The following is a 19607-nucleotide window of genomic DNA, read 5'->3' on the forward strand; positions in this document are numbered from 1 at the left end:
AAAGGTTCGTCAAAAATTATTGCATATTTGGGAATTTCACTAATAGTGATTTTCGGGACTCTCTCGTTTTTAGGTTATTTAATTACACCCGACTCATCTCCAAATGCTAATAGCCAACTCTCCACTATCTCATTACAAAATCCAGGTACAACCGTTAATGCATTGAAAGTCAGAAACAATAACATTACACAAAAAAAGGGTGTTTTTTACAAATGGTTGAGAGGTGAGGATAATGATTATAGATTAATCCCTTACGATTCGTTAAAATGGGACAATATTTCAGTCACTATATATGAGAAAAGCGATGGTAACTCTAGCCATGTTTTTGAACTAACACTATTTTACCATGATATTTTATTTCAAGTTTTAGAACCTGAAAGTTACACTATAAATGGCGACACGATTGTTTTTACAGATATCGTAGGAAACAAAATTGAGGAAAACATTATCGATATGCGTAAAACAATTAATGAACAAAACTTGATTAAAAAACGCTATATCCTGGGTACAGACCGTTTTGGTAGAGATATGTTAAGTCGTTTGATAATTGGCGGAAGAGTATCGTTATCGGTTGGTCTTGTAGCAGTGCTTGTTTCGTTAGTAATAGGGATTTTATTAGGCTTAATATCAGGATACTATGGTGGAATTATTGACAAACTAATTGTTTGGATAATTAATGTTTTCTGGTCTGTTCCTACCCTTTTATTAGTTATTGCTGTTTGTATGGCTCTTGGAAAAGGATTTTGGCAAATTTTTCTTGCAATCGGGCTTACCATGTGGGTTGAAGTAGCACGTGTTGTAAGAGGAAAGGTTTTACAACTTAAAAATATGGAGTACATCGAAGCTGCAAGAGTTTTAGGATTCTCAGATTTTAGAATTATGTTAAAACATTTACTACCAAACATTATAGGTCCTATTATGGTAATTTCAGCATCGAATTTTGCATCGGCAATATTAATCGAAAGTGGTTTAAGTTTTTTGGGAATTGGAATTGAACCACCTGCACCAACCTGGGGCGCTATGATTCGCGATCATTATGGTTACATAATAGTCGGTAAAGCCTGGCTTGCTATGACTCCTGGAATTGCAGTAATGGCAATGGTGTGGGCTTTTACAGTATCGGGGGATTACTTGAGAAAGGTTTTTAAAGTTGATTAGTCAAAAAAAAATAATAACATATACTTAATTTATTAATTTTGTCGTTATATAATCAATATTTATTAATAGTTAAACAAAAAACTTAAGGTTATGAACAAATTAGCAAACATTTTAGTTTTACTGACCATATTCGCAATTTCTGCTACCGCACAAGAAAACAGATTAAGCAAAATGGATGATAAACCAGAACAAAAACCTACTTCAGAACAACAAGAGGGCACAATATTGGGTGCTAAATTAAATATATTGTTAAAAGCTGATAATACGTGGGTAGTTAACAATGAGAAATATATTACTTTGACTGCTGATGACGGAGAAAAATACGTACTGTTCGCAAATGGCAACTGGAGTGATATAATAACAATAAAAGATATTGACGGAAATTCATACGATGCAGCTAAAATTGGCAAATACTATTGGACTTTACAGAACTTACGAACAACCAAGTATAACGATGGTAAAACAATCACTTTTGCCCCAACAAATCATGATGCTTGGAGAAATAGTGCAGGTGCATATACTAACGTTGAGGACAAACCCGAAAACAAAAACAAACAGGGATTGCTATATAGTTGGCATGCTGCAGATAAGCCTAATTTGTGTCCGGAAGGATGGAGGGTTCCAACTGAAGCAGAATGGCTTGATCTGATAGATAATGTAGGTGGTTCTGCTACTGCTGGTAAGGAACTAAAATCAGAAAATGGATGGAAAGCTTTTGAAGGAAGTGATAAAAAAACAGCTGGTGAAGACAACTACATGTTTAACGCAATGCCAACAGGTTACAGACAACTACATGCCGATAAGAGAAATTTCTACCAGGTTGGTGGCGAGGCTACATTTTGGAGTAAGACTTCAAAAACAAAATCACAAGCAGTCTCTATAACATTTACCCTTAACGAAAATGTACTAAGAGGTCATTGGCCCAAAGAGTTTGGCAGATCTATCAGATGTATTAAAAATGATTAACCCCGTAAATAAAATTACAATAAAAAAGTCAGTGTTCCACTGACTTTTTTATTAACTTTTCCCTTGCTCCTTGCACCTTGTCCCTTTTAATGACATCCACCACTACTACAATCTCCACCTCCACAGCCACTACAACCACCTGTGTTAAACATCATTAAGTCCTCTTCCGATGGTTCTGTAACTGATATAACCTTTCCTGTGAAATGCAACTGTTTTCCCGCCATCACATGGTTAAAATCCATTGTTACGAAATCTTTTTCGATCTTTAAAACCACGCCTGTTAAACGGTTTCCTGCAGAATCCATCATTGGTATAGAATTCCCAACTTTTACAAGGCTTTTGTTTTCTGGTTTATCTAATTCAAAAACAGATGAAGGTATTTCAATTATGTTATCTTCGGAGTATTCACCATACGCATCTGTTGAATCTAATATAAACTCAAAGCTTTCCCCTACTTTTCTACCCAGTATATTCTCTTCAAATTTTGGCAACATCATTCCTTGTCCATAAATAAAAGTTAATGGATTATCTTCTGTAACTGTCTCGATTACCTCTCCATTAGCATTGTCTGATTTCAGTTGATATGTCAGCGAAACCAATTTGTCATTTTCAATAATCATAAAATAAAGTTTGTTATTTGTTAGAAATAAAAAAATCTGTCTTCAAAGTAATTCGTTAGTATGATTTTAGCTAATTTCTTTACTGAAAGTTAACATGATTTTTGTTTAATCATACTGCTGAAATTAATCTTTTCTGACAGATTTTAAATTGTTTTTTGTTATCCTAGATAAGCTTTAAGAAGTTTACTGCGTGATGTATGACGCAATCTCCTAATAGCTTTCTCTTTAATTTGACGAACTCGTTCGCGTGTTAATCCAAAACGTTCTCCAACTTCTTCTAAGGTCATCTCTTGACATGAAATTCCGAAATGCAATTTAATAATATCACGCTCTCTTTCGGTAAGAGTTGACAAAGCACGCTCTATCTCCTTGCTCAACGATTCTTTCATTAGAATTCCGTCAGCATCCGGGCTGTGGCTATTTTCAAGCACGTCAAGCAGACTGTTATCTTCGCCTTCTACGAACGGTGCATCAACCGAGATATGACGACCTGAAACACGAAGTGTATCGGCGACCTTCTCTTTTGGTATCTCGAGAATTTCAGCTAACTCTTCTGTAGTCGGGGTACGCTCGTTCTCTTGTTCAAACTTTGCATAAGCTTTGTTTATCTTATTTAACGAACCCACTTGGTTTAATGGCAAACGAACAATACGAGACTGCTCGGCTAAAGCTTGTAAAATTGATTGACGAATCCACCAAACGGCATAAGAGATAAATTTAAAACCTCGTGTTTCGTCAAACTTTTCTGCCGCTTTTATTAAACCTAAATTTCCCTCGTTAATAAGGTCCGGCAAGCTAAGACCCTGGTTTTGATACTGCTTGGCAACCGATACCACAAATCTTAAATTTGCTCTTGTAAGTTTCTCAAGAGCTTCACGGTCTCCTTTGTGAATACGCTGTGCTAATTCAACTTCTTCTTCAACTGTAATTAGATCTTCTTTACCAATTTCCTGCAAATACTTATCAAGCGAAGCACTCTCACGATTGGTAATGGATTTTGTAATTTTTAATTGTCTCATACTAATATTTAAGATATTATCCGAAAAAACTATGCAAATCTACAACATTAGATCTTTAAAGTCAATAGCAACAAAAAAAAGAACGCATCAATTTAAACTTTACTCGAAAGATTTATTAAAAATCTGCGTAATTTCCATACGATTTTAAACTTAAAAAACTTTCAACATACGGAACTGTTAACACTCTCGTTTTATTATGTTACTATTGATTATTTCTCCTTACATAACAAGACAAACCTAATAATTGTTTATAAAAACAGTACACTTTGATTATTGACACTAAAAAATCAGGCTGTCGAATAGATTATGTTTGCGTTTTACAACTTGTAATCGCCATTCATATAATGTATTATTCGTAAGGCATTTTACAATTTGATATTTTTTATATCAAATTATATATATAAATGTCGTTATTATTTAATTTTACGTCAATTATTGCAACAAAAACTATACCACGTTATTACGTTTAAACTCTCATTAATACATATTTTGAGAGCAATATCACAATTATGATAAAAGTACTTAAAATAGGTAATAATCTTAAAATATTGCTGTTATTGACTTTTTATTTATCTCTACTTCAAAACGTGTATCAATAACATAAGGACTTCCATCAATATGCGAAGCTACAGGTGTTTTGGTGATTATAGAAACCTTTTTAGTCCGAATAATTTCTAAATGCTTACTTTTATGCATCCTTTTGGTAAACAATCTTGCAGCAACCACAATAACACTTTTAAAAAAAGAAAATGGTTTTAATATGCAAACCTCCATAGCACCATCGCTAACATCGGATATTGGAGAAATTGTAGCATTATAGCCAAATTGCGATGAATTAGCAAATGTAACAAGCAAGGCTTTTCTTTCAAAAGTCTGATTTTCAATGGTAATAGTGACTTCTATCGGCTTAAAACCAAAATAAACACGAATTGTATTTTTGAAATATGACCATATTCCTCGTCTTGCACTTTCTGCAAATTTATGCGCCACCAGGGCGTCAAAGCCTATTCCCGATACATTTATAAATGGCTTTCCGTTAAACATAATAGTATTAATACTATGCTCTTGCCCGTTTTTAATGGCTTTTAAAGCTCTAGCACTATTTAAGGAGATTTTTAGATGCCTTGCTAAACCGTTTCCACTTCCACACGGGACAATTCCAAGCTTTGTATCAGTATTTAAAATACCTCTGACAACTTCATTTAAAGTCCCATCGCCACCAACAGCTACAACGATGTCATGATTTTTTGACATTTCTGAAGCTAAATCGATTGCATGTCCCTCATATTCAGTTTCAACAATCGTATATTTAAAATTGCCGTCACCAAAGATCTTCGGGATTTGTCTTCTGATTTTTTTCTTCTGACTTATTCCTGAAATTGGATTAATAATAAAAGCAATATTTACCTCTGATGATTCGATCGCCATGAAAAGGTTTTTGATATTTTTTCTTATTTACACTCTAGGGTTGCAAAAATAGCACATAATTCTAAACTTCGTAACATAAAAGTCAACACAAAAATCTAATTTATTAATTTTCGGATTTTGATAAAGAAATATAAAACATAGTTTCATCAATACTTCCGTCCTCTCCTATTACTGTAAGCTCATGTTGTCCTTGTGGTAGCAAGACCTGCAATTTATGTTCATATTGCGTTGTTGCGACTAATTCACTGTCAATATACCAAAAAACTGATACTGCATTGTCGGTGTGTGCTACCTCAAACAGCACTTTCCCCTGTTTTCCGTCTATCTCGGTAGGAATGTGTATTTTAGAGTTCCTGTCGGGATATATAATCTTCAAGTTCTGCTTATTTAAGGTAACTGTTATTTTGGGGTCAAATTTAGGCAACGGTTGGTACAGTAAATTTCGTCTTTTATAGTAGCGCGAAATAATTGGCGGAAGCGAAAACCACACTGTATCAACTCTTTGATTGCTATATTCGGGTGTTGTTCTGTATTTTCTATCGGCAGTGAGGTAAACCGGTTTGTGATAAGGACACTTTCCTGTAACAAACTCAACGTCTGATGTGTAAATTGTATCTATCTCGGGGCAATATTCAGAGGGTAAAAAACCTGATTTACTGCATACTGCAACCTCAGTTAAATGGTCATGCGGTTGCGGAAACCACGACTCTGCTTTTGGCAATATTGCAAAAACCTCGAACAAAACAGGTGCAGCTTTTGAAATTCCTAATAATCCCGAGGCTGAAACTCCGCTTGAGTTTCCAACCCAAACTCCTACTGTGTATTCGGGATCGGTGCCTATTGCCCACGCATCGCGAAATCCAAAACTTGTTCCTGTCTTCCAAGCTACGCGCCTTGATGATGGAAAATACTCCCAACCTCTCTCAATATCAGGACGTTCAGGTTTTTGCAAAGCCTCAAACGCTGCCCATATTCCAGATGGTGAAATTGGATAATCTTCTGTTTCTGAATAGATTGGATAAGTCTCTGTACTATATAATAGTGGTGCATGTATATCTAACTTGTCGTAACGACCAGAGTTTTCGCTATAGTTTAGCAAAATCCGCCCGAGTGACGCGTAAACACCTGTCGTTTCCCAAAGTGTCGTCTCTGCTCCGCCCAAAATTATTGACAATCCGTAATGACCAGGACTTTTGGTCAAAGTAGTTATCCCCATCTTTTTTAGGGTTGTATTGAACTGTGCTATACCGTGTTGCTGTAGCAGTCTTACGAACGGAACATTAACGGAACGACATAAAGCGTCATCTGCTGGGAGTGCGCCATTCCAGAGCCCGTCGAAATTGCGTGGCAGGTATCCGTCAATATTTGTGGGATAGTCGGGCACTAACATTTTGGGCAAAAGCTCGCCACGACCAACCATAGAGGCATACAAAATTGGTTTCAAGGTACTTCCTGGACTTCGCAGTGCAGAAATATTATCAACCCACTGATTTTCTGCACCTTTCAGTGTCGAGTTGCCTATATATGCCAAAACATTACCACTTTTTGTTTCCATTACCAAAACAGCAATATTATGGATATTAGTTTGCTTATACTGAGCTGAATAGCTTCTAACAATTGTCGATACTCGCTCCTGCAAATAGGAGTCAATGGTTGTATTCACTTTTTTGTAAGGATTTTGTCCTGTAAGTTTTGAATGAGACTGCAAAAGCCATCTGCCTGTTTCAGGAAATGTATATATTGATTGCGGAACGGGCTCATCGAACGACAATTCGGCGGTTGTTTCGTCAATTATTCCAAGCTTTGCGAGTTTGACAAGTAGTCTGTCGCGTTTTTCTTTAAGTTTTTCACTGTTTTTACCCGGTATAATCAAAGCAGGAGCATTTGGTAAAACAGCCAAAGTTGCAGCTTCAGCCCAGCTTAAATTGTCGGCAGACCGCCCAAAATAACGCCATGCAGCTGCCTCATATCCAACCACATTGCCTCCGAAAGGGGCATGAGTCGCCCAAAGGGTCAAGATACTGTCTTTACTTAAATGCAAATCCAAACGGACAGCTTCATACAACTCCTTAAACTTAACCCAAACCGTTCTTTTACCCACTCCTTTAGATATTCTCACAACCTGCATGGTAATAGTGCTTGCGCCACTTACAACTTTGCGATTGCTGATATTTTGATACAATGCCCGACCTAAAGCCCTTATATCTACACCAATATGACTACGAAACCGTTTATCCTCAAACACTTCAATACATGTTTTAAGTTTCTCGGGAACTGAGTCTGAAGGGAAAAATCGAAACTGATTATCTTCCGCAAGTGCGGCTGATATTAGGTTCCCCTTTGAATCATATAAGACTGGAGACCAAGGCGACGAGAAACGTATAGAGTTGAAAAACAGCGATATAACAAACAATAAAAGCAAAACTATTCCCAAAAGGAGTAGTTTTTTTCTTACACTCAACTCCTTATAGTTTGCCAAGCCACGCTTTAACGTATCAAGAAATCGTTTCATTCAGCCAGTAAAAAGTTAAATATTGTGTTAATATTCTGAATTAATCTAAGTTTGACTATTTTTGTGTTTCAATATAATGCAAATGTAGTTTATAACGTAAAAACAACCAACAAATAAATGATACACACAAAATTAAATTCACTTTTTTACAACTCTGCGACCATCGCGATATTTTTATTTTTTGCAATTATTTTAAACGCTTGCAATTCCCAACCCACAAGCAGAACCGATGAGGTAAAAACAACGCAACCAAAATATAGCGTATCTATTACCAAGCCATCGAGAAATGATGTTTTTCGCATTGAAGACGAAATAAGTTTTAATTTTCGAGTATCGGATTCTATAAAATTCGACAGTATTAAAATAATAATCAACAACTTAGATATAATTTCATTTAATGATATTAATGCTGTAAAATGGAACTCTACAAATGCTAAAACCGGCTCAAACCACGTAAGATTTGTTTTCCATGTCGATACTTTACAGATAAGCTCATCGACATCGTTACGTTTTTTGGCTGCGAATAAGCCTATAGAATACGGATACAAAATAGTTAACACCTACCCTCACGATACAAAAGCATACACCCAAGGGTTGATGTTCGAAGATGGTTACTTGTACGAAAGCACTGGGCAATACAACGAATCATCATTAAGGAAGATTGATTTAAAAACTGGCAAAGTGTTGAAACAATACGACTTACCTGATGAGGATTTTGGCGAGGGAATAGCCCGCTATGAAGACAAAATTTATCTTCTGACTTGGGAGTCGAAAAAGGGATATGTATTTAATTTACAAACCTTTGACCTTGTTCTTGAGTTTCCAATTTCAACCGAAGGTTGGGGACTTACATACGATGACAAGCATCTAATTCGCAGTGATGGAACTCACATTCTGCACTTTATTAGCCCTGAGCAATTTTCGGAAGTCGGGACAATTGAAGTTTACGACCATGAACGCAAAATAACAAGGCTTAACGAACTTGAATATTACGACAATAAAATTTGGGCTAACGTTTACGGCGAAGATTATATAGTTACAATCGATCCAAAAAGTGGACAAGTATTAGAAAAAATCGACCTGCAAGGACTTCTTAGCGAGCAAGATAGAAGAAATTACCGCGTAGATGTTCTAAACGGAATTGCATGGGACAGGAAAAACAGACGACTGTTTGTAACGGGAAAATTATGGCCCAAATTGTTTGAAATTGAACTTGTAAAAAAATAGAATTATGATACAAATAAAGAGCTTTGCAAAATTATTAGTTGCCTTAGTATTAGTATTCACAACTGTTTCATGCCAGAGTCAAGGCATTCAAGATAGAACTGTTACCGTTTACTTACGTGGGGTTTCAATGGCTCGTGTGTCATTCTCTCCTCTTACAGGATCAAATGCATATAAGCCAATAAAAGTTTTTGAGCAGGTGCAAAACGGACAAAACGTTACCTTTACAATAAAAAAAGAGCTGATACCCAGCGACTTTCAATTGCGTTTTGATTATTTTGATGTTAACTCTGGCAAACCCTCAGCTTCCGAGCAACGTATTTTTGTGAACAAGCAAAACGTTAATCTAAACATTAATCCAATTTATGCCACAATTGCCGATAGCGTTATTTTTTCTGATAACGACAAAGAAAACAAAATATATCAGCAGTTTAGTATTCAAAATCAATCAATTAAGGAAAATATTGGTTTAATTCAAATGGTTTTATCCAAATATGATGACAAAAACAGCAGTTTCTATAAAGAGGGGTTAAAAGAGTACAAACAGAGAATCAAACAACACGCTGATTGGCTAAAACAACAGGCAAAAGAACATAAAGACCTTTTTGTAAGCCATACTTTTGTACTTCAGGAGGTTCCGGAAATTGATTTTTCACTTGATGAAAAGGCTCGAAAGAACGCAATGCTCGAAAACTATATCAACATAATTGATTTTAAAGATACTCTACTTACACACTCTTTCGATTATCGAAAATGGTTAGATAATTTTGTTAGCATGCACTTTGACAGGAGTTACACGGCTGTTCAAACCGACTCAGCTTTAGTATCGGCAGGCAGAAAACTGATTGAAAGGGCAAAAACAGGCGACCCTGTTGTTTGTGGAAAAATGTTGGACTATTTTTTCGAGGGATACGAAAGTATGGGAATGGAATCGGGCATTCAAATGCTTGCAGAACATCTTAATAATCCTAAGTGTCCGGCAACAAAAAAAGAAGCTATCATCAAGCGCATTGAGGGAATAAGTAATCTTAAAATTGGTACAACTGCACCCGATTTTGATATTACCGACACAGAAAACAGTTCCATAAATTTCCACAATTTTGGAAAATCAAAACCATATAAACTGCTTATGATATGGAGTGCCGATTGTGAACATTGTCAAGAGGTTACGCAGCAGCTATATATGTTTTACACAAATTCACATGTTAGTTCAAAATTCGATGTCTTGGCTGTAAGCATTGATGAAACTGAGACAGAAATTCCTAAATGGGAAAGCAATATAAAAGACCTTCCGAAATGGACACATGCACTAAGCAAAGGTGGGCTTTTAAGTCAGGTTGCGAAAATGTATTATGTTGTATCAACGCCGGTTTTGGTAATTGTTGATACAGAAAGCAATAAGATTGTTGGACTGCCTAAGACGGCAAGGGATGTTGCTATGTTTTTTAGCGAAAATTAGATTAGAAGGTAAAAGGAGCAAGATAAAAGTGTATTGTCCGTTGGACAATATGTGATTTACTCCTAACTCCGCTCAGTTGAGGAAATTTTTTCTAATATCTTTAAAATAAACAATTTACAGCTGATTACCAATACGTTACAACATGGTTTTTACACTTGAATTAATTTTAATAGTTGGATTTACAACAGTAATATTCCTTTATTTTCTATCTGTCTGTGTTCTATCTATTAAGCTAAACAAAACAGAAAGCAACACCAACTTAAAACCAGAAACTTGTGTTGACATCGTAATAGCTTTTCGCAACGAAGAACAGACAATAGTCGCCCTAATTGATTCATTAATTAGACAATCGTACCATAATTGCAAATTTATTTTGGTTGACGACCACTCCACCGACAACAGCCTCTCTATAGCTATTGCGAAAACGAAAAACGAACAACGTTTTCAAATTCTTCAACTACCCGACAATTTGGTAGGAAAAAAAGATGCTTTAAAGTACGGCATAAAACAGTGCAAAGGAGAGTTTATTCTATTTACCGATGCCGATTGCGAGATAAGTCCAAACTGGGTTGAAACAATAACAAAAGAAATGACACACAACAACTTAGAGTTTTGCTCTGGAGCGTTGCTAATACACGATTGCAAAAACATTTTGCAAAAACTCCAAGCAGTTGAAACTCTGTTTTTAACAGCAGTTGGGCACTCTTTAATTTCATGTAAAAAACCTGTTTTGTGCAATGGAGCAAACATAGCCATAAAACGAGAAACTAACGATACTACGCTACTAAACCACGTTTCCTCCGGAGACGATATCTTTAGACTTCAACAGGCTGTTAAAGCAAAAAGAAGAATTGGATACACAACTACAAAAGAGGCACAAATATTCTCAAAAGCCGAACCTACTTTATTGAAAATGATACAGCAAAAGGTGCGTTGGATAGGAAAATCAAAACATTACATAGAGACATTTTCATTAATATTCACGGCTTTTATTGGTCTTTCCCAAGTTGTTGCAGCTGTTTCGATATTTATCTTGCCTGTAAAAATATGGATAACGCTTTTGGCTACAAAAATTCTTTCGGAAACAATCTTAACCGTTAAGGCTATGAGCGTTTACGATCATAAGGTCTCGCCGTTTAATATTTTTGCTGTTGGAATTTTATACCCGTTTTATAGTGTTGCTATTGCTATTATTTCGCTTTTTTATAAACCACAATGGAAAGGGCGAAAGGTAAAGGGTTAATTATCTTGGTAGTAATTTGAACACAGAACACACGGATTAAACAAATTTTCACAAATTAAGGTCAAAAAATCTGTGAAAATCCATTAAATCTGTGTCATCTGTGTTCCTGAAACAAACTCAATATTTATACCGCTTCGCCCACCAACGCTTTAACCGTTCAAGTATATTTTTCTCCATAGGGTTGTCACAGGGCTCGTAAAAGACTGTGCCATCAAGCTGGTCAGGTAAAAATTGCTGTTCTATGAAATGTCCTGCTCCTTCGTGTGAGTATTTGTAGTTTTTGCCGTAATCTAAGTTTTTCATAAGCTTTGTTGGGGCATTTCTAAGATGCAGAGGTACAGGTGCATTGCTTGTTTTTAAGGCGCTCTCTATAGCATTGTCAATTGCCAAGTATGCCGAGTTGCTTTTTGGCGATGTTGCCAAATAGATAGTCGTTTCTGACAAAATAATTCGCGCTTCGGGCATTCCAATTTTATGCACAGTGTCGAAACAGGTATTTGCCAAAAGCAGTGCGTTGGGATTTGCCAGCCCAATATCTTCGGCAGCCAAAATTATTAATCTTCGTGCAATAAATTTTACATCTTCTCCCCCATTTATCATGCGAGCCAGCCAATACAAAGCCCCATTTGGGTCTGACCCACGCACAGATTTTATAAATGCTGAGATAATATCGTAGTGCAACTCGCCATCTTTATCGTAAACAGCGATATTGTCTTGCAAAACGTTTACAACTATCTCGTCATTTATTACAACCGTTTTATCTTCGGGGGTTTGATTTACAACTATTTCCAAGATATTCAGCAACTTACGGGCATCACCACCTGAATATTGAAAAATGGCATCGGTTGATTGTACGTCGAATGTTCGTTTTTTAAGCTCCGTATCAGTGCTTAACGCTCTATCTAACAGGGTTTGCAGATGATGTTTCTCTAAATGCTTAAGCGTATAAACCTGACAACGTGAGAGTAGTGGTCCAATTACCTCGAAAGAGGGATTTTCGGTTGTTGCGCCAATAAGAACTATTACACCTTGCTCGACTGCTGCTAATAGCGAATCCTGCTGCGATTTGCTAAATCGATGTATCTCATCAATAAACAATATCGGTGCCTGTGGGTTAAAAAAACGTGCTTTTTCGGCTTTAGCAATTGTTTCGCGAACATCTTTAACGCCAGACGACACTGCACTCAGCACATAAAATGGTCGTTCAATTTTATTGGCAATAATTTTTGCCAACGTTGTTTTCCCTACTCCTGGCGGACCCCACAGTATCATATTGGGAATGAAGCCTTTATCAAACGCTTTACGCAGCGGAGCGTTGGGTGAAACGAGATGCTCCTGACCGATATAATCGTCAATAGATGTAGGTCTTAAACGTTCTGCTAAAGGTCTGAAAGACATATTGATAAATATTTGATATTGAACCCAAAAATAGGGTTATTTATTTGAAACTACTCTTTTATTTCGAGTAAGTAACACTATTTCGGCTAAAAAACAACAGAGTGCCAAAAGAGCAAATAGTTGCCACGGTTGAAACCACGAATCTGTTTGATTTGAGTCAAAAGGCATATCGATTTTTGAAAAGTTTTGCATACTTTTGAGGTTCTCATCTTGCACCAAATAGTTTGGAACCGATTCCGTTCTACTGTAGTTCAAGGCTACTTTCGCTTTTATTTCTCCATCAGTTTTTAAATCCCAAATACCAGAGCTATGTGCCTGATTATTAAGACATAGCTTTAAATTAAGATTACTGATTTGAAAACGCGGAATAAATTCAAACTGCTGCTTAGTGCTCACAAAAAGAGGAACTTTATTGTTATCCCACTCATCTACAGGGATATCGAAACAGAGATTACTTTCAATGGTATAAACCGGCTCTAATGAACCTGCAATAAATTGTGCCATATTAATAAATAGCGGTACAAATATTGGATGTTGCGAAAACTGTTGATTTCCAATAATATCCACATTAATTACATAAACCACTCCTTTCCCGATATTCTTTGAAATTACGACAGGATCTTCCAAATCAGTTGACATAATTGTGTTTGATAACGCAAACGGAGGTCTGAATTTTCTAATACGCTCTATATTAGGCATTTTGGTATCTTTATCGATACTCAATATCGCTTTGTTAAAAATATAGTGGTTTAGATTGATATTGTTTACAATTGCTTTTATGTTTGACACTGTTGCTGGTTGCTGAATATCAAAGCGTTGCAAGAATTGTTTTTCAGCTTCAACATTGTTAACGGTATCGACCAAAAGCACCAAGCTTTTTCCCTCTGTAACACTATTGTAGAGGTGTTCGGCAAATCCTGCTGACAATTTTTCGGAATTTCTAACAAATATGCACGATACGGAATCGACCATTGCAGGAGTAACAAACTGGTGTTGAGAAACTTCAGAATGAATATATTGTGACACGACGTAAAGTTTTTCAAGAGGTTTGAAATAATCCTCATCGCCAATCAGAAGCACTTTTCGTTCATTCTGCAAGAAGTATGTAAAATAGTAACTGTTGTCGAAAACAATCGGATAATCGTGGATTCCGACACACCCCTCAATCCAGCTCGAACGGCTTGTGGTATATGAGAATTTCAGAGTTATCGACTCACCTTTCTGTATATCAAACGATTGCACGGATGTCAGTGTGTCGTTCAGAAGCAGTCGCAACGGGATATTTGTACGTGTCTCGGAACCCCTGTTTGTCACTCTGACATTAAGATTTTGTTCTAGGTTTACGTTTCTAAAAGGTGTATCGAACCAAACCGTGTCGATTGATATATTCTGCGGCTCGTAGGGGTCAATCTGCACGGGGATTATGTTGAGGGTTGTATCGGCGAGTTCAAAAAAGGTACGCCAGTAGTTTTCCTGCATATCGGATATAATCCAAAATTGAGAATTGTCGCGGTTTTCGACAGCCGAAAAGAGCTGCAAAAGCGACTGTGGCGAGATTGTCGTAGCCGAATAATCAATATTTTTAACCGTTTCGTTTACTAACTTTGGACTGATTTTGTCGGCAACCAATCCGGCGTGCGACAAAACCATAACTCGCGTGGTTTCGGACATGGTCACTATCCGCTTAATCGCATACTGTCGAGCCTGCTCTAACAGATTCCCATTTCTGTTCTCTGCCTGCATGCTTAGCGAGTTGTCAATAAATATCACAACAGACGATGTCGCTTTATTGATATGTTCCGTATCGCTATCGAAACTTGGTTTTGCAAAAGCAAACACTAACAGTCCGATGGCTAACATTCTGAATATCAACAACAAGATATTATTAACTTTTCTTGTCCTTCGGCTCTCTTTTTCAACTTTTTTCAGAAACGAGGTTTGACTGAAATATATTACCTTATGTCGATGAAGGTTAATTAGGTGGATAATCAACGGTATCGCCATTGCCCATAATGTCCACAAAATAGACGGATTTGAAAAACTAATCATGGATATCTGTTTCTTAAGGTGCAAAGAAACAAAATTTTAACTGAAATATTTGTGTTATTGCAAATTCAATTTGCTTCACAGTATGATACAAAAAATAAAACTTATGGTTATTTTTGTATCTATATTATTAGTAATTCGACATGACTAAAGCTCTCCGAATAGGTTTATTATCAGACACCCACGGTTGGTTGAATCCCAAAATCATAAAACATTTTGCCAATGTTGACCAAATTTGGCATGCAGGAGATATTGGTAGTTTAGAGGTTATCGAGGAGTTAGAGGAGATTGCCCCTGTTAAAGCGGTTTATGGCAATGTTGATGATTTTGATGTTCGCAGAACTTTTCCGGAAATATTAGAGTTTAAAGAACATAACGTAAAAGTGCTGATGACACATATTGGTGGATATCCCGGACACTATTCCCCGAATATCAAACAAAGATTGTATGAAGTGAAGCCAAAACTGTTTATATGTGGTCATTCTCATATATGCAAAGTGATGAACGACAAAACGTTAGGACTATTACACATCAATCCTGGTGCAGCTGGCAGACAAGGCTTCCACGAAATTTCAACTGTGGTAAAATTTTCAATATCAAATGAACAAATAAGCGATTTAGAGGTTATAGAGTTTAGTAAACACGGTTGATGTTTAGAAAAATGGCTATTTACTCTATAAAAGATCTCGAGCAGCTAACTGGCATAAAAGCCCACACCATAAGGATGTGGGAAAAGCGATATAACGTTGTTACTCCTGAACGCACCGACACAAATATTCGCCACTACAACGAGGAGCAACTGAAACGTCTGTTAAACATATCGTTGCTCAACAAAAATGGACAAAAGATTTCAAAATTAGCAACGCTTTCTGATTCGGAACTGTGCAAAGAAGTGAATAAACTTAATGCAGAATGTGGCGATAAGTCACTGCAAATAAACCAGTTAGTAAAAGCAATGATAAACTTGGACGAAGCTGAGTTTAACCATACTTTAAATAAACTTATCGTAAAAAATGGTTTCGAGGAGACTATTATAGAAGTTGTTTGTCCGTTTTTACAGCAGTTAGGGGTGTTGTGGCAAACAGGCACCATAAGTCCTTTGTGTAAATATTTTGTTTCCACAATTTTAAAACAGAAAATCTATGCTGCTTACGATAAAATTTTGGTATCGCCCAACGAAAATGCACAAACAATAGTTTTTGCTTTAAACGAAAAAGAGTACCACGAACTGTCGTTATTAATTGGCAACTATATCGCTAAACGCTTAGGATACAATACTGTATATGTTGGACAGGCTGTCCCATACTCTAATCTGTGCGAAATTATTGAACGGACAAAATGTGATTTTTTTGTCACTAACTTTATATCTCAACAGGATAAAAAACATACTGGGAACTACCTAAAAAGGCTCTCCTCCGATTTTCCAAACCTAAAGATATTGGCAAGTGGCTGTGACATACAAACAACAGACAACAATTTACCAAAAAATGTTATACAAATTCACGACTCAATTATGCTAAAAAAGAGATTGAAAGAATTTAAAATTACGCCTTATTAGAATATTTCTCAACCACTACATTCTATAATAAAAAAATGCCGTTAGTTTTCACTAACGGCATTTTTTGAAGTATAACTAAATATTAAACAACACCTTGTTCAACCATTGCGCGAGCAACTTTCATAAAGCCAGCAATGTTAGCACCTTTTACGTAGTTTACATAACCACCTTTTTCTGTTCCGTGAGTAACACATGCTTCGTGAATGCTTTGCATAATTTCGTGAAGTCTGTCATCAACCTCTTTCTCGCTCCATGACAGGTGCATAGCATTTTGAGTCATCTCTAGACCTGAAGTTGCAACTCCACCTGCGTTAACAGCTTTACCCGGTGCAAATAAAATTTTTGCTTTTTGGAATTCGTGAATTGCCTCTGGTGTACAACCCATGTTCGATACCTCTGCAACTAAAGTAACTCCGTTTTTGAGCAACTCTTTTGCATCATTACCATCTAACTCATTTTGGAATGCGCAAGGAAGAGCGATATCGCATTTCAAGCTCCATGCTTTTTTACCTGGAGTGAAAGTAACACCTTTAAATTTAGTTGCCATTGGTGCAACAACGTTGTTGTTCGATGCTCTTAGCTCCAACATATAGGCGTTCATTTCGTCTGTCATACCATCAGGAATGTGGCAAACGCCGTCTGGTCCAGATATACCGATAACTTTTGCGCCAAGTTCTTTTGCTTTTTGTGTAGCACCCCAAGCAACGTTTCCAAAGCCTGAGCAAACAACAGTTTTACCTTTTAAGCTTTTACCAGCTTTGCTCAACATATGCTCAACAAAATATAGAGCACCGTAACCTGTTGCTTCTGGACGAATTTTTGAACCTCCCCAGTTGATACCTTTACCTGTGAAAACTCCTACGTTATATTCGCGAGCAAGTTTTGTGTACATACCATACATGTAACCAACTTCGCGTGCTCCAACGCCAACGTCTCCTGCAGGAACGTCAGTGTCTTTGCCTAAGCAACGCCACAATTCCCACATGAAAGCTTGGCAAAAACGCATGATTTCGCCGTTTGATTTTCCAACAGGGTCAAAATCGGAACCACCTTTACCACCGCCCATAGGAAGCGTAGTCAAAGCATTTTTAAATGTTTGTTCGAAGCCCAAGAACTTCAACATTGAAAGGTTTACAGCCTTGTGAAATCTGATTCCACCTTTGTATGGTCCAATTGCACCGTTAAATTGAACTCTGTAACCCAAGTTTGTTTGAACTTTACCTTTATCGTCAACCCATGCAACGCGGAAAGTAAAGACTCTGTCGGGTTCAACAATACGTTCCAAAATGCCATTTGCAGCAAACTCAGGATGTTTTTCATAAACCTCTTGAACTGATTCTACTACTTCATGCACAGCTTGCAAATACTCCTTCTCACCTGGGTGTCTGGCTTCTAAGTCAGCCATAAATTTCTTTAGATCCATAATATGTTTGTTTATAAGTTAATGGTTATTAAAAAAATATTAATTCTAATTGTTTTTCAATACAAAATAAAGTGATTATTCTCGATTTTACAACTAAATCGCTTGCAAAAAAGTAAATTACTGTGGCTTTATAAAACAGACTATAAGAAATATTTATTTTAATTTATTGCAACACATTGTTTCTATGATGATTTGTCAATATTTCCAATAAACATAATTTATAAAACTGCGTCCCAATTGCTTAAATAACCAACTTTTTTAAAAACAGTCACGAATATACGAATTAAAGGTAAGAAAAGCAAACTATAATAAATATGAAGTTTTTTAGGACAACATCAACTAAAACACGTCGCGCTAACAACAGGAGAAATAACACATTACAAAAAAAACGAGAGCTGTCACAAAAGAGTAAATCTTTTTTTGAACAGCCCCCGAAAAGCTTACCCAATTTTTGATGTCAGAACAGTAAAGGGTCTCTTTTTTAAAGTTTGTTTTAAAGCTTATTAGTCGCGAAATAAAACATAAGTTGGTCCTATTCCTGCAGGAATTGTATCTAAAGCCGTGCCTGTATTAGCATCAAAAACACACACTTTACCATCAGATGACCAGTCACCTGCATCAGTGGCGTATAGTTTACCTGATTTGTAGAAAAGTTTGTAAAAATATCCACTTACAAAATGCTCTGCTGGAGCTTGTGTGTCGTTAATGCTAGCTTTGTTAATGCCACCATTAAACAAATAATATAGGTTGTCTCCGTTTGAACAGAGAGAACTAGCCATGCCTGATTCAAAATCAATTTTAGACATAACCTCGTTTGTAGAGGGGTTAATTTTTGCCAAACCTGCACCTGAAACTGACCAATCTGCATTATATTTTCCTTGCAAAAGCACCCATAAGTTATCGTTATTATCAACGGCAAAGCTACCTGGATTGTATCCAACATTTATTGTTTCTACTTGACTGTTAGCAATATTAACAACTGATACTGTCGAGTCTACTTCATAACCTCCTGAATTTGCAACATACAGTTTGGTACCTATAAGTTGCATTCCTTCTGCTCCTCTACCAACAGAAATCCTTTCCAAAACTGCTCCATTTGATGGCGATAATACCAGGACCCCTTCATTACCCCAACTTGTTACATAGCATTTTCCTGCATTAAATTTTAAAAAACGTGGTTTAGCAACACCTTCAAAAACTGCAACGCTTTTAAAATTCATATCAACAACCTCTATTTTATCGCTATTATTTACAACGATATAGTATTTGTTATCGTAAAATTCAATACTTTGCCCGACGTCTCCTAACGCACGACTGTTTACAGCACTAAAAATATCTTGCTGTGCCTGCTTAGTGCTTGGGTTATAATATGTAACCTCAGACGTACCGTGTTGAAACAGTCCTTCATTTAAGATAAAAATACCTTTTTCATAGTTGCCAATTTCCTCTTTTTTTTCTGGTTTACAAGAAACTGCAACAACTGCTAACAAAAATATTGTAGCAATTCTCGATAATGATGTTAATTTTTTTGTTGTTTTCATTTTGTTTTAGTT

15 protein-coding genes are annotated in these 19607 nt (G+C 36.5%); 7 read left to right on the forward strand and 8 right to left on the reverse strand.

The features are described from left to right. Positions 1-453: 453 nt before the first annotated feature. Both GX311_02450 and GX311_02455 read left to right on the forward strand, forming a co-directional pair. A complete protein-coding gene (locus tag GX311_02450) occupies positions 454-1158 on the forward strand; it encodes an ABC transporter permease (GenBank protein NLK15235.1) in 705 nt (234 codons plus the stop codon). A 90-nt stretch (positions 1159-1248) separates the two neighbouring features. Continuing rightward, the gene (locus GX311_02455) at positions 1249-2124 is read left to right on the forward strand and encodes a hypothetical protein (GenBank protein NLK15236.1); all 876 of its coding nucleotides are present in this window, start codon (positions 1249-1251) and stop codon (positions 2122-2124) included. An 86-nt stretch (positions 2125-2210) separates the two neighbouring features. On the opposite strand, the gene GX311_02460 is transcribed toward GX311_02455, so the two are convergent. The 4 genes from GX311_02460 to pbpC form a co-directional block, all read right to left on the reverse strand. Next, the gene (locus GX311_02460; GenBank protein NLK15237.1) at positions 2211-2744 is read right to left on the reverse strand and encodes a peptidylprolyl isomerase; all 534 of its coding nucleotides are present in this window, start codon (positions 2742-2744) and stop codon (positions 2211-2213) included. Positions 2745-2902: 158 nt separating this feature from the next. After that, positions 2903-3763 (reverse strand): sigma-70 family RNA polymerase sigma factor, encoded by an 861-nt coding sequence (locus GX311_02465; protein ID NLK15238.1) that lies wholly within the window; start codon positions 3761-3763, stop codon positions 2903-2905. A 540-nt stretch (positions 3764-4303) separates the two neighbouring features. Then, positions 4304-5191, reverse strand: coding sequence for a diacylglycerol kinase family lipid kinase (locus GX311_02470; GenBank protein NLK15239.1), 888 nt, complete (start codon positions 5189-5191; stop codon positions 4304-4306). A 103-nt stretch (positions 5192-5294) separates the two neighbouring features. After that, positions 5295-7703: a penicillin-binding protein 1C gene (gene pbpC / locus GX311_02475; GenBank protein ID NLK15240.1), complete on the reverse strand. Its 2409-nt coding sequence runs from the start codon at positions 7701-7703 to the stop codon at positions 5295-5297. A gap of 117 nt (positions 7704-7820) precedes the next feature. Here pbpC and GX311_02480 point away from each other — a divergent pair, with 117 nt between their 5' ends. From GX311_02480 to GX311_02490, 3 genes are all read left to right on the forward strand, one after another. After that, on the forward strand, positions 7821-8930 hold the full coding sequence (locus GX311_02480; GenBank protein NLK15241.1) for a glutaminyl-peptide cyclotransferase: 1110 nt from the start codon (positions 7821-7823) through the stop codon (positions 8928-8930). Positions 8931-8934: 4 nt separating this feature from the next. Then, on the forward strand, positions 8935-10386 hold the full coding sequence (locus tag GX311_02485; GenBank protein NLK15242.1) for a redoxin domain-containing protein: 1452 nt from the start codon (positions 8935-8937) through the stop codon (positions 10384-10386). A 142-nt stretch (positions 10387-10528) separates the two neighbouring features. Beyond that, positions 10529-11629 (forward strand): glycosyltransferase, encoded by a 1101-nt coding sequence (locus tag GX311_02490; GenBank protein NLK15243.1) that lies wholly within the window; start codon positions 10529-10531, stop codon positions 11627-11629. Positions 11630-11746: 117 nt separating this feature from the next. Here GX311_02490 and GX311_02495 read toward each other — a convergent pair whose 3' ends face one another. Both GX311_02495 and GX311_02500 read right to left on the reverse strand, forming a co-directional pair. Then, a complete protein-coding gene (locus tag GX311_02495) occupies positions 11747-13027 on the reverse strand; it encodes a replication-associated recombination protein A (protein NLK15244.1) in 1281 nt (426 codons plus the stop codon). A 36-nt stretch (positions 13028-13063) separates the two neighbouring features. Continuing rightward, complete coding sequence (locus GX311_02500; protein ID NLK15245.1) at positions 13064-15076, reverse strand: hypothetical protein; 2013 nt, start codon at positions 15074-15076, stop codon at positions 13064-13066. A 140-nt stretch (positions 15077-15216) separates the two neighbouring features. Here GX311_02500 and GX311_02505 point away from each other — a divergent pair, with 140 nt between their 5' ends. Next, positions 15217-15723 (forward strand): metallophosphoesterase family protein, encoded by a 507-nt coding sequence (locus tag GX311_02505; protein NLK15246.1) that lies wholly within the window; start codon positions 15217-15219, stop codon positions 15721-15723. Then, positions 15723-16631 (forward strand): MerR family transcriptional regulator, encoded by a 909-nt coding sequence (locus tag GX311_02510; protein ID NLK15247.1) that lies wholly within the window; start codon positions 15723-15725, stop codon positions 16629-16631. The genes GX311_02505 and GX311_02510 overlap by 1 nt, the downstream gene beginning before the upstream one ends. A gap of 82 nt (positions 16632-16713) precedes the next feature. Here GX311_02510 and gdhA read toward each other — a convergent pair whose 3' ends face one another. Together gdhA and GX311_02520 are read right to left on the reverse strand one after the other, a co-directional pair. After that, a complete protein-coding gene (gene gdhA / locus GX311_02515) occupies positions 16714-18054 on the reverse strand; it encodes an NADP-specific glutamate dehydrogenase (protein NLK15248.1) in 1341 nt (446 codons plus the stop codon). A 503-nt stretch (positions 18055-18557) separates the two neighbouring features. Then, entirely contained in the window at positions 18558-19595 is a 1038-nt protein-coding gene (locus GX311_02520) for a hypothetical protein (protein ID NLK15249.1), read from the reverse strand. Positions 19596-19607: the final 12 nt, after the last annotated feature.

The sequence above is a fragment of the Bacteroidales bacterium genome, assembly GCA_012519055.1.
Taxonomy (GTDB): domain Bacteria; phylum Bacteroidota; class Bacteroidia; order Bacteroidales; family Salinivirgaceae; genus JAAYQU01.

Excerpts from the sequence above, each read along its gene's own strand:
- GX311_02450 (NLK15235.1), top strand. The coding sequence starts at position 454 with ATGCGTAAAACAATTAATGAACAAAACTTGATTAAAAAACGCTATATC.
- GX311_02455 (NLK15236.1), top strand. The coding sequence starts at position 1,249 with ATGAACAAATTAGCAAACATTTTAGTTTTACTGACCATATTCGCAATT.
- GX311_02460 (NLK15237.1), bottom strand. The coding sequence starts at position 2,744 with ATGATTATTGAAAATGACAAATTGGTTTCGCTGACATATCAACTGAAA.
- GX311_02465 (NLK15238.1), bottom strand. The coding sequence starts at position 3,763 with ATGAGACAATTAAAAATTACAAAATCCATTACCAATCGTGAGAGTGCT.
- GX311_02470 (NLK15239.1), bottom strand. The coding sequence starts at position 5,191 with ATGGCGATCGAATCATCAGAGGTAAATATTGCTTTTATTATTAATCCA.
- pbpC (NLK15240.1), bottom strand. The coding sequence starts at position 7,703 with ATGAAACGATTTCTTGATACGTTAAAGCGTGGCTTGGCAAACTATAAG.
- GX311_02480 (NLK15241.1), top strand. The coding sequence starts at position 7,821 with ATGATACACACAAAATTAAATTCACTTTTTTACAACTCTGCGACCATC.
- GX311_02485 (NLK15242.1), top strand. The coding sequence starts at position 8,935 with ATGATACAAATAAAGAGCTTTGCAAAATTATTAGTTGCCTTAGTATTA.
- GX311_02490 (NLK15243.1), top strand. The coding sequence starts at position 10,529 with ATGGTTTTTACACTTGAATTAATTTTAATAGTTGGATTTACAACAGTA.
- GX311_02495 (NLK15244.1), bottom strand. The coding sequence starts at position 13,027 with ATGTCTTTCAGACCTTTAGCAGAACGTTTAAGACCTACATCTATTGAC.
- GX311_02500 (NLK15245.1), bottom strand. The coding sequence starts at position 15,076 with ATGATTAGTTTTTCAAATCCGTCTATTTTGTGGACATTATGGGCAATG.
- GX311_02505 (NLK15246.1), top strand. The coding sequence starts at position 15,217 with ATGACTAAAGCTCTCCGAATAGGTTTATTATCAGACACCCACGGTTGG.
- GX311_02510 (NLK15247.1), top strand. The coding sequence starts at position 15,723 with ATGTTTAGAAAAATGGCTATTTACTCTATAAAAGATCTCGAGCAGCTA.
- gdhA (NLK15248.1), bottom strand. The coding sequence starts at position 18,054 with ATGGATCTAAAGAAATTTATGGCTGACTTAGAAGCCAGACACCCAGGT.
- GX311_02520 (NLK15249.1), bottom strand. The coding sequence starts at position 19,595 with ATGAAAACAACAAAAAAATTAACATCATTATCGAGAATTGCTACAATA.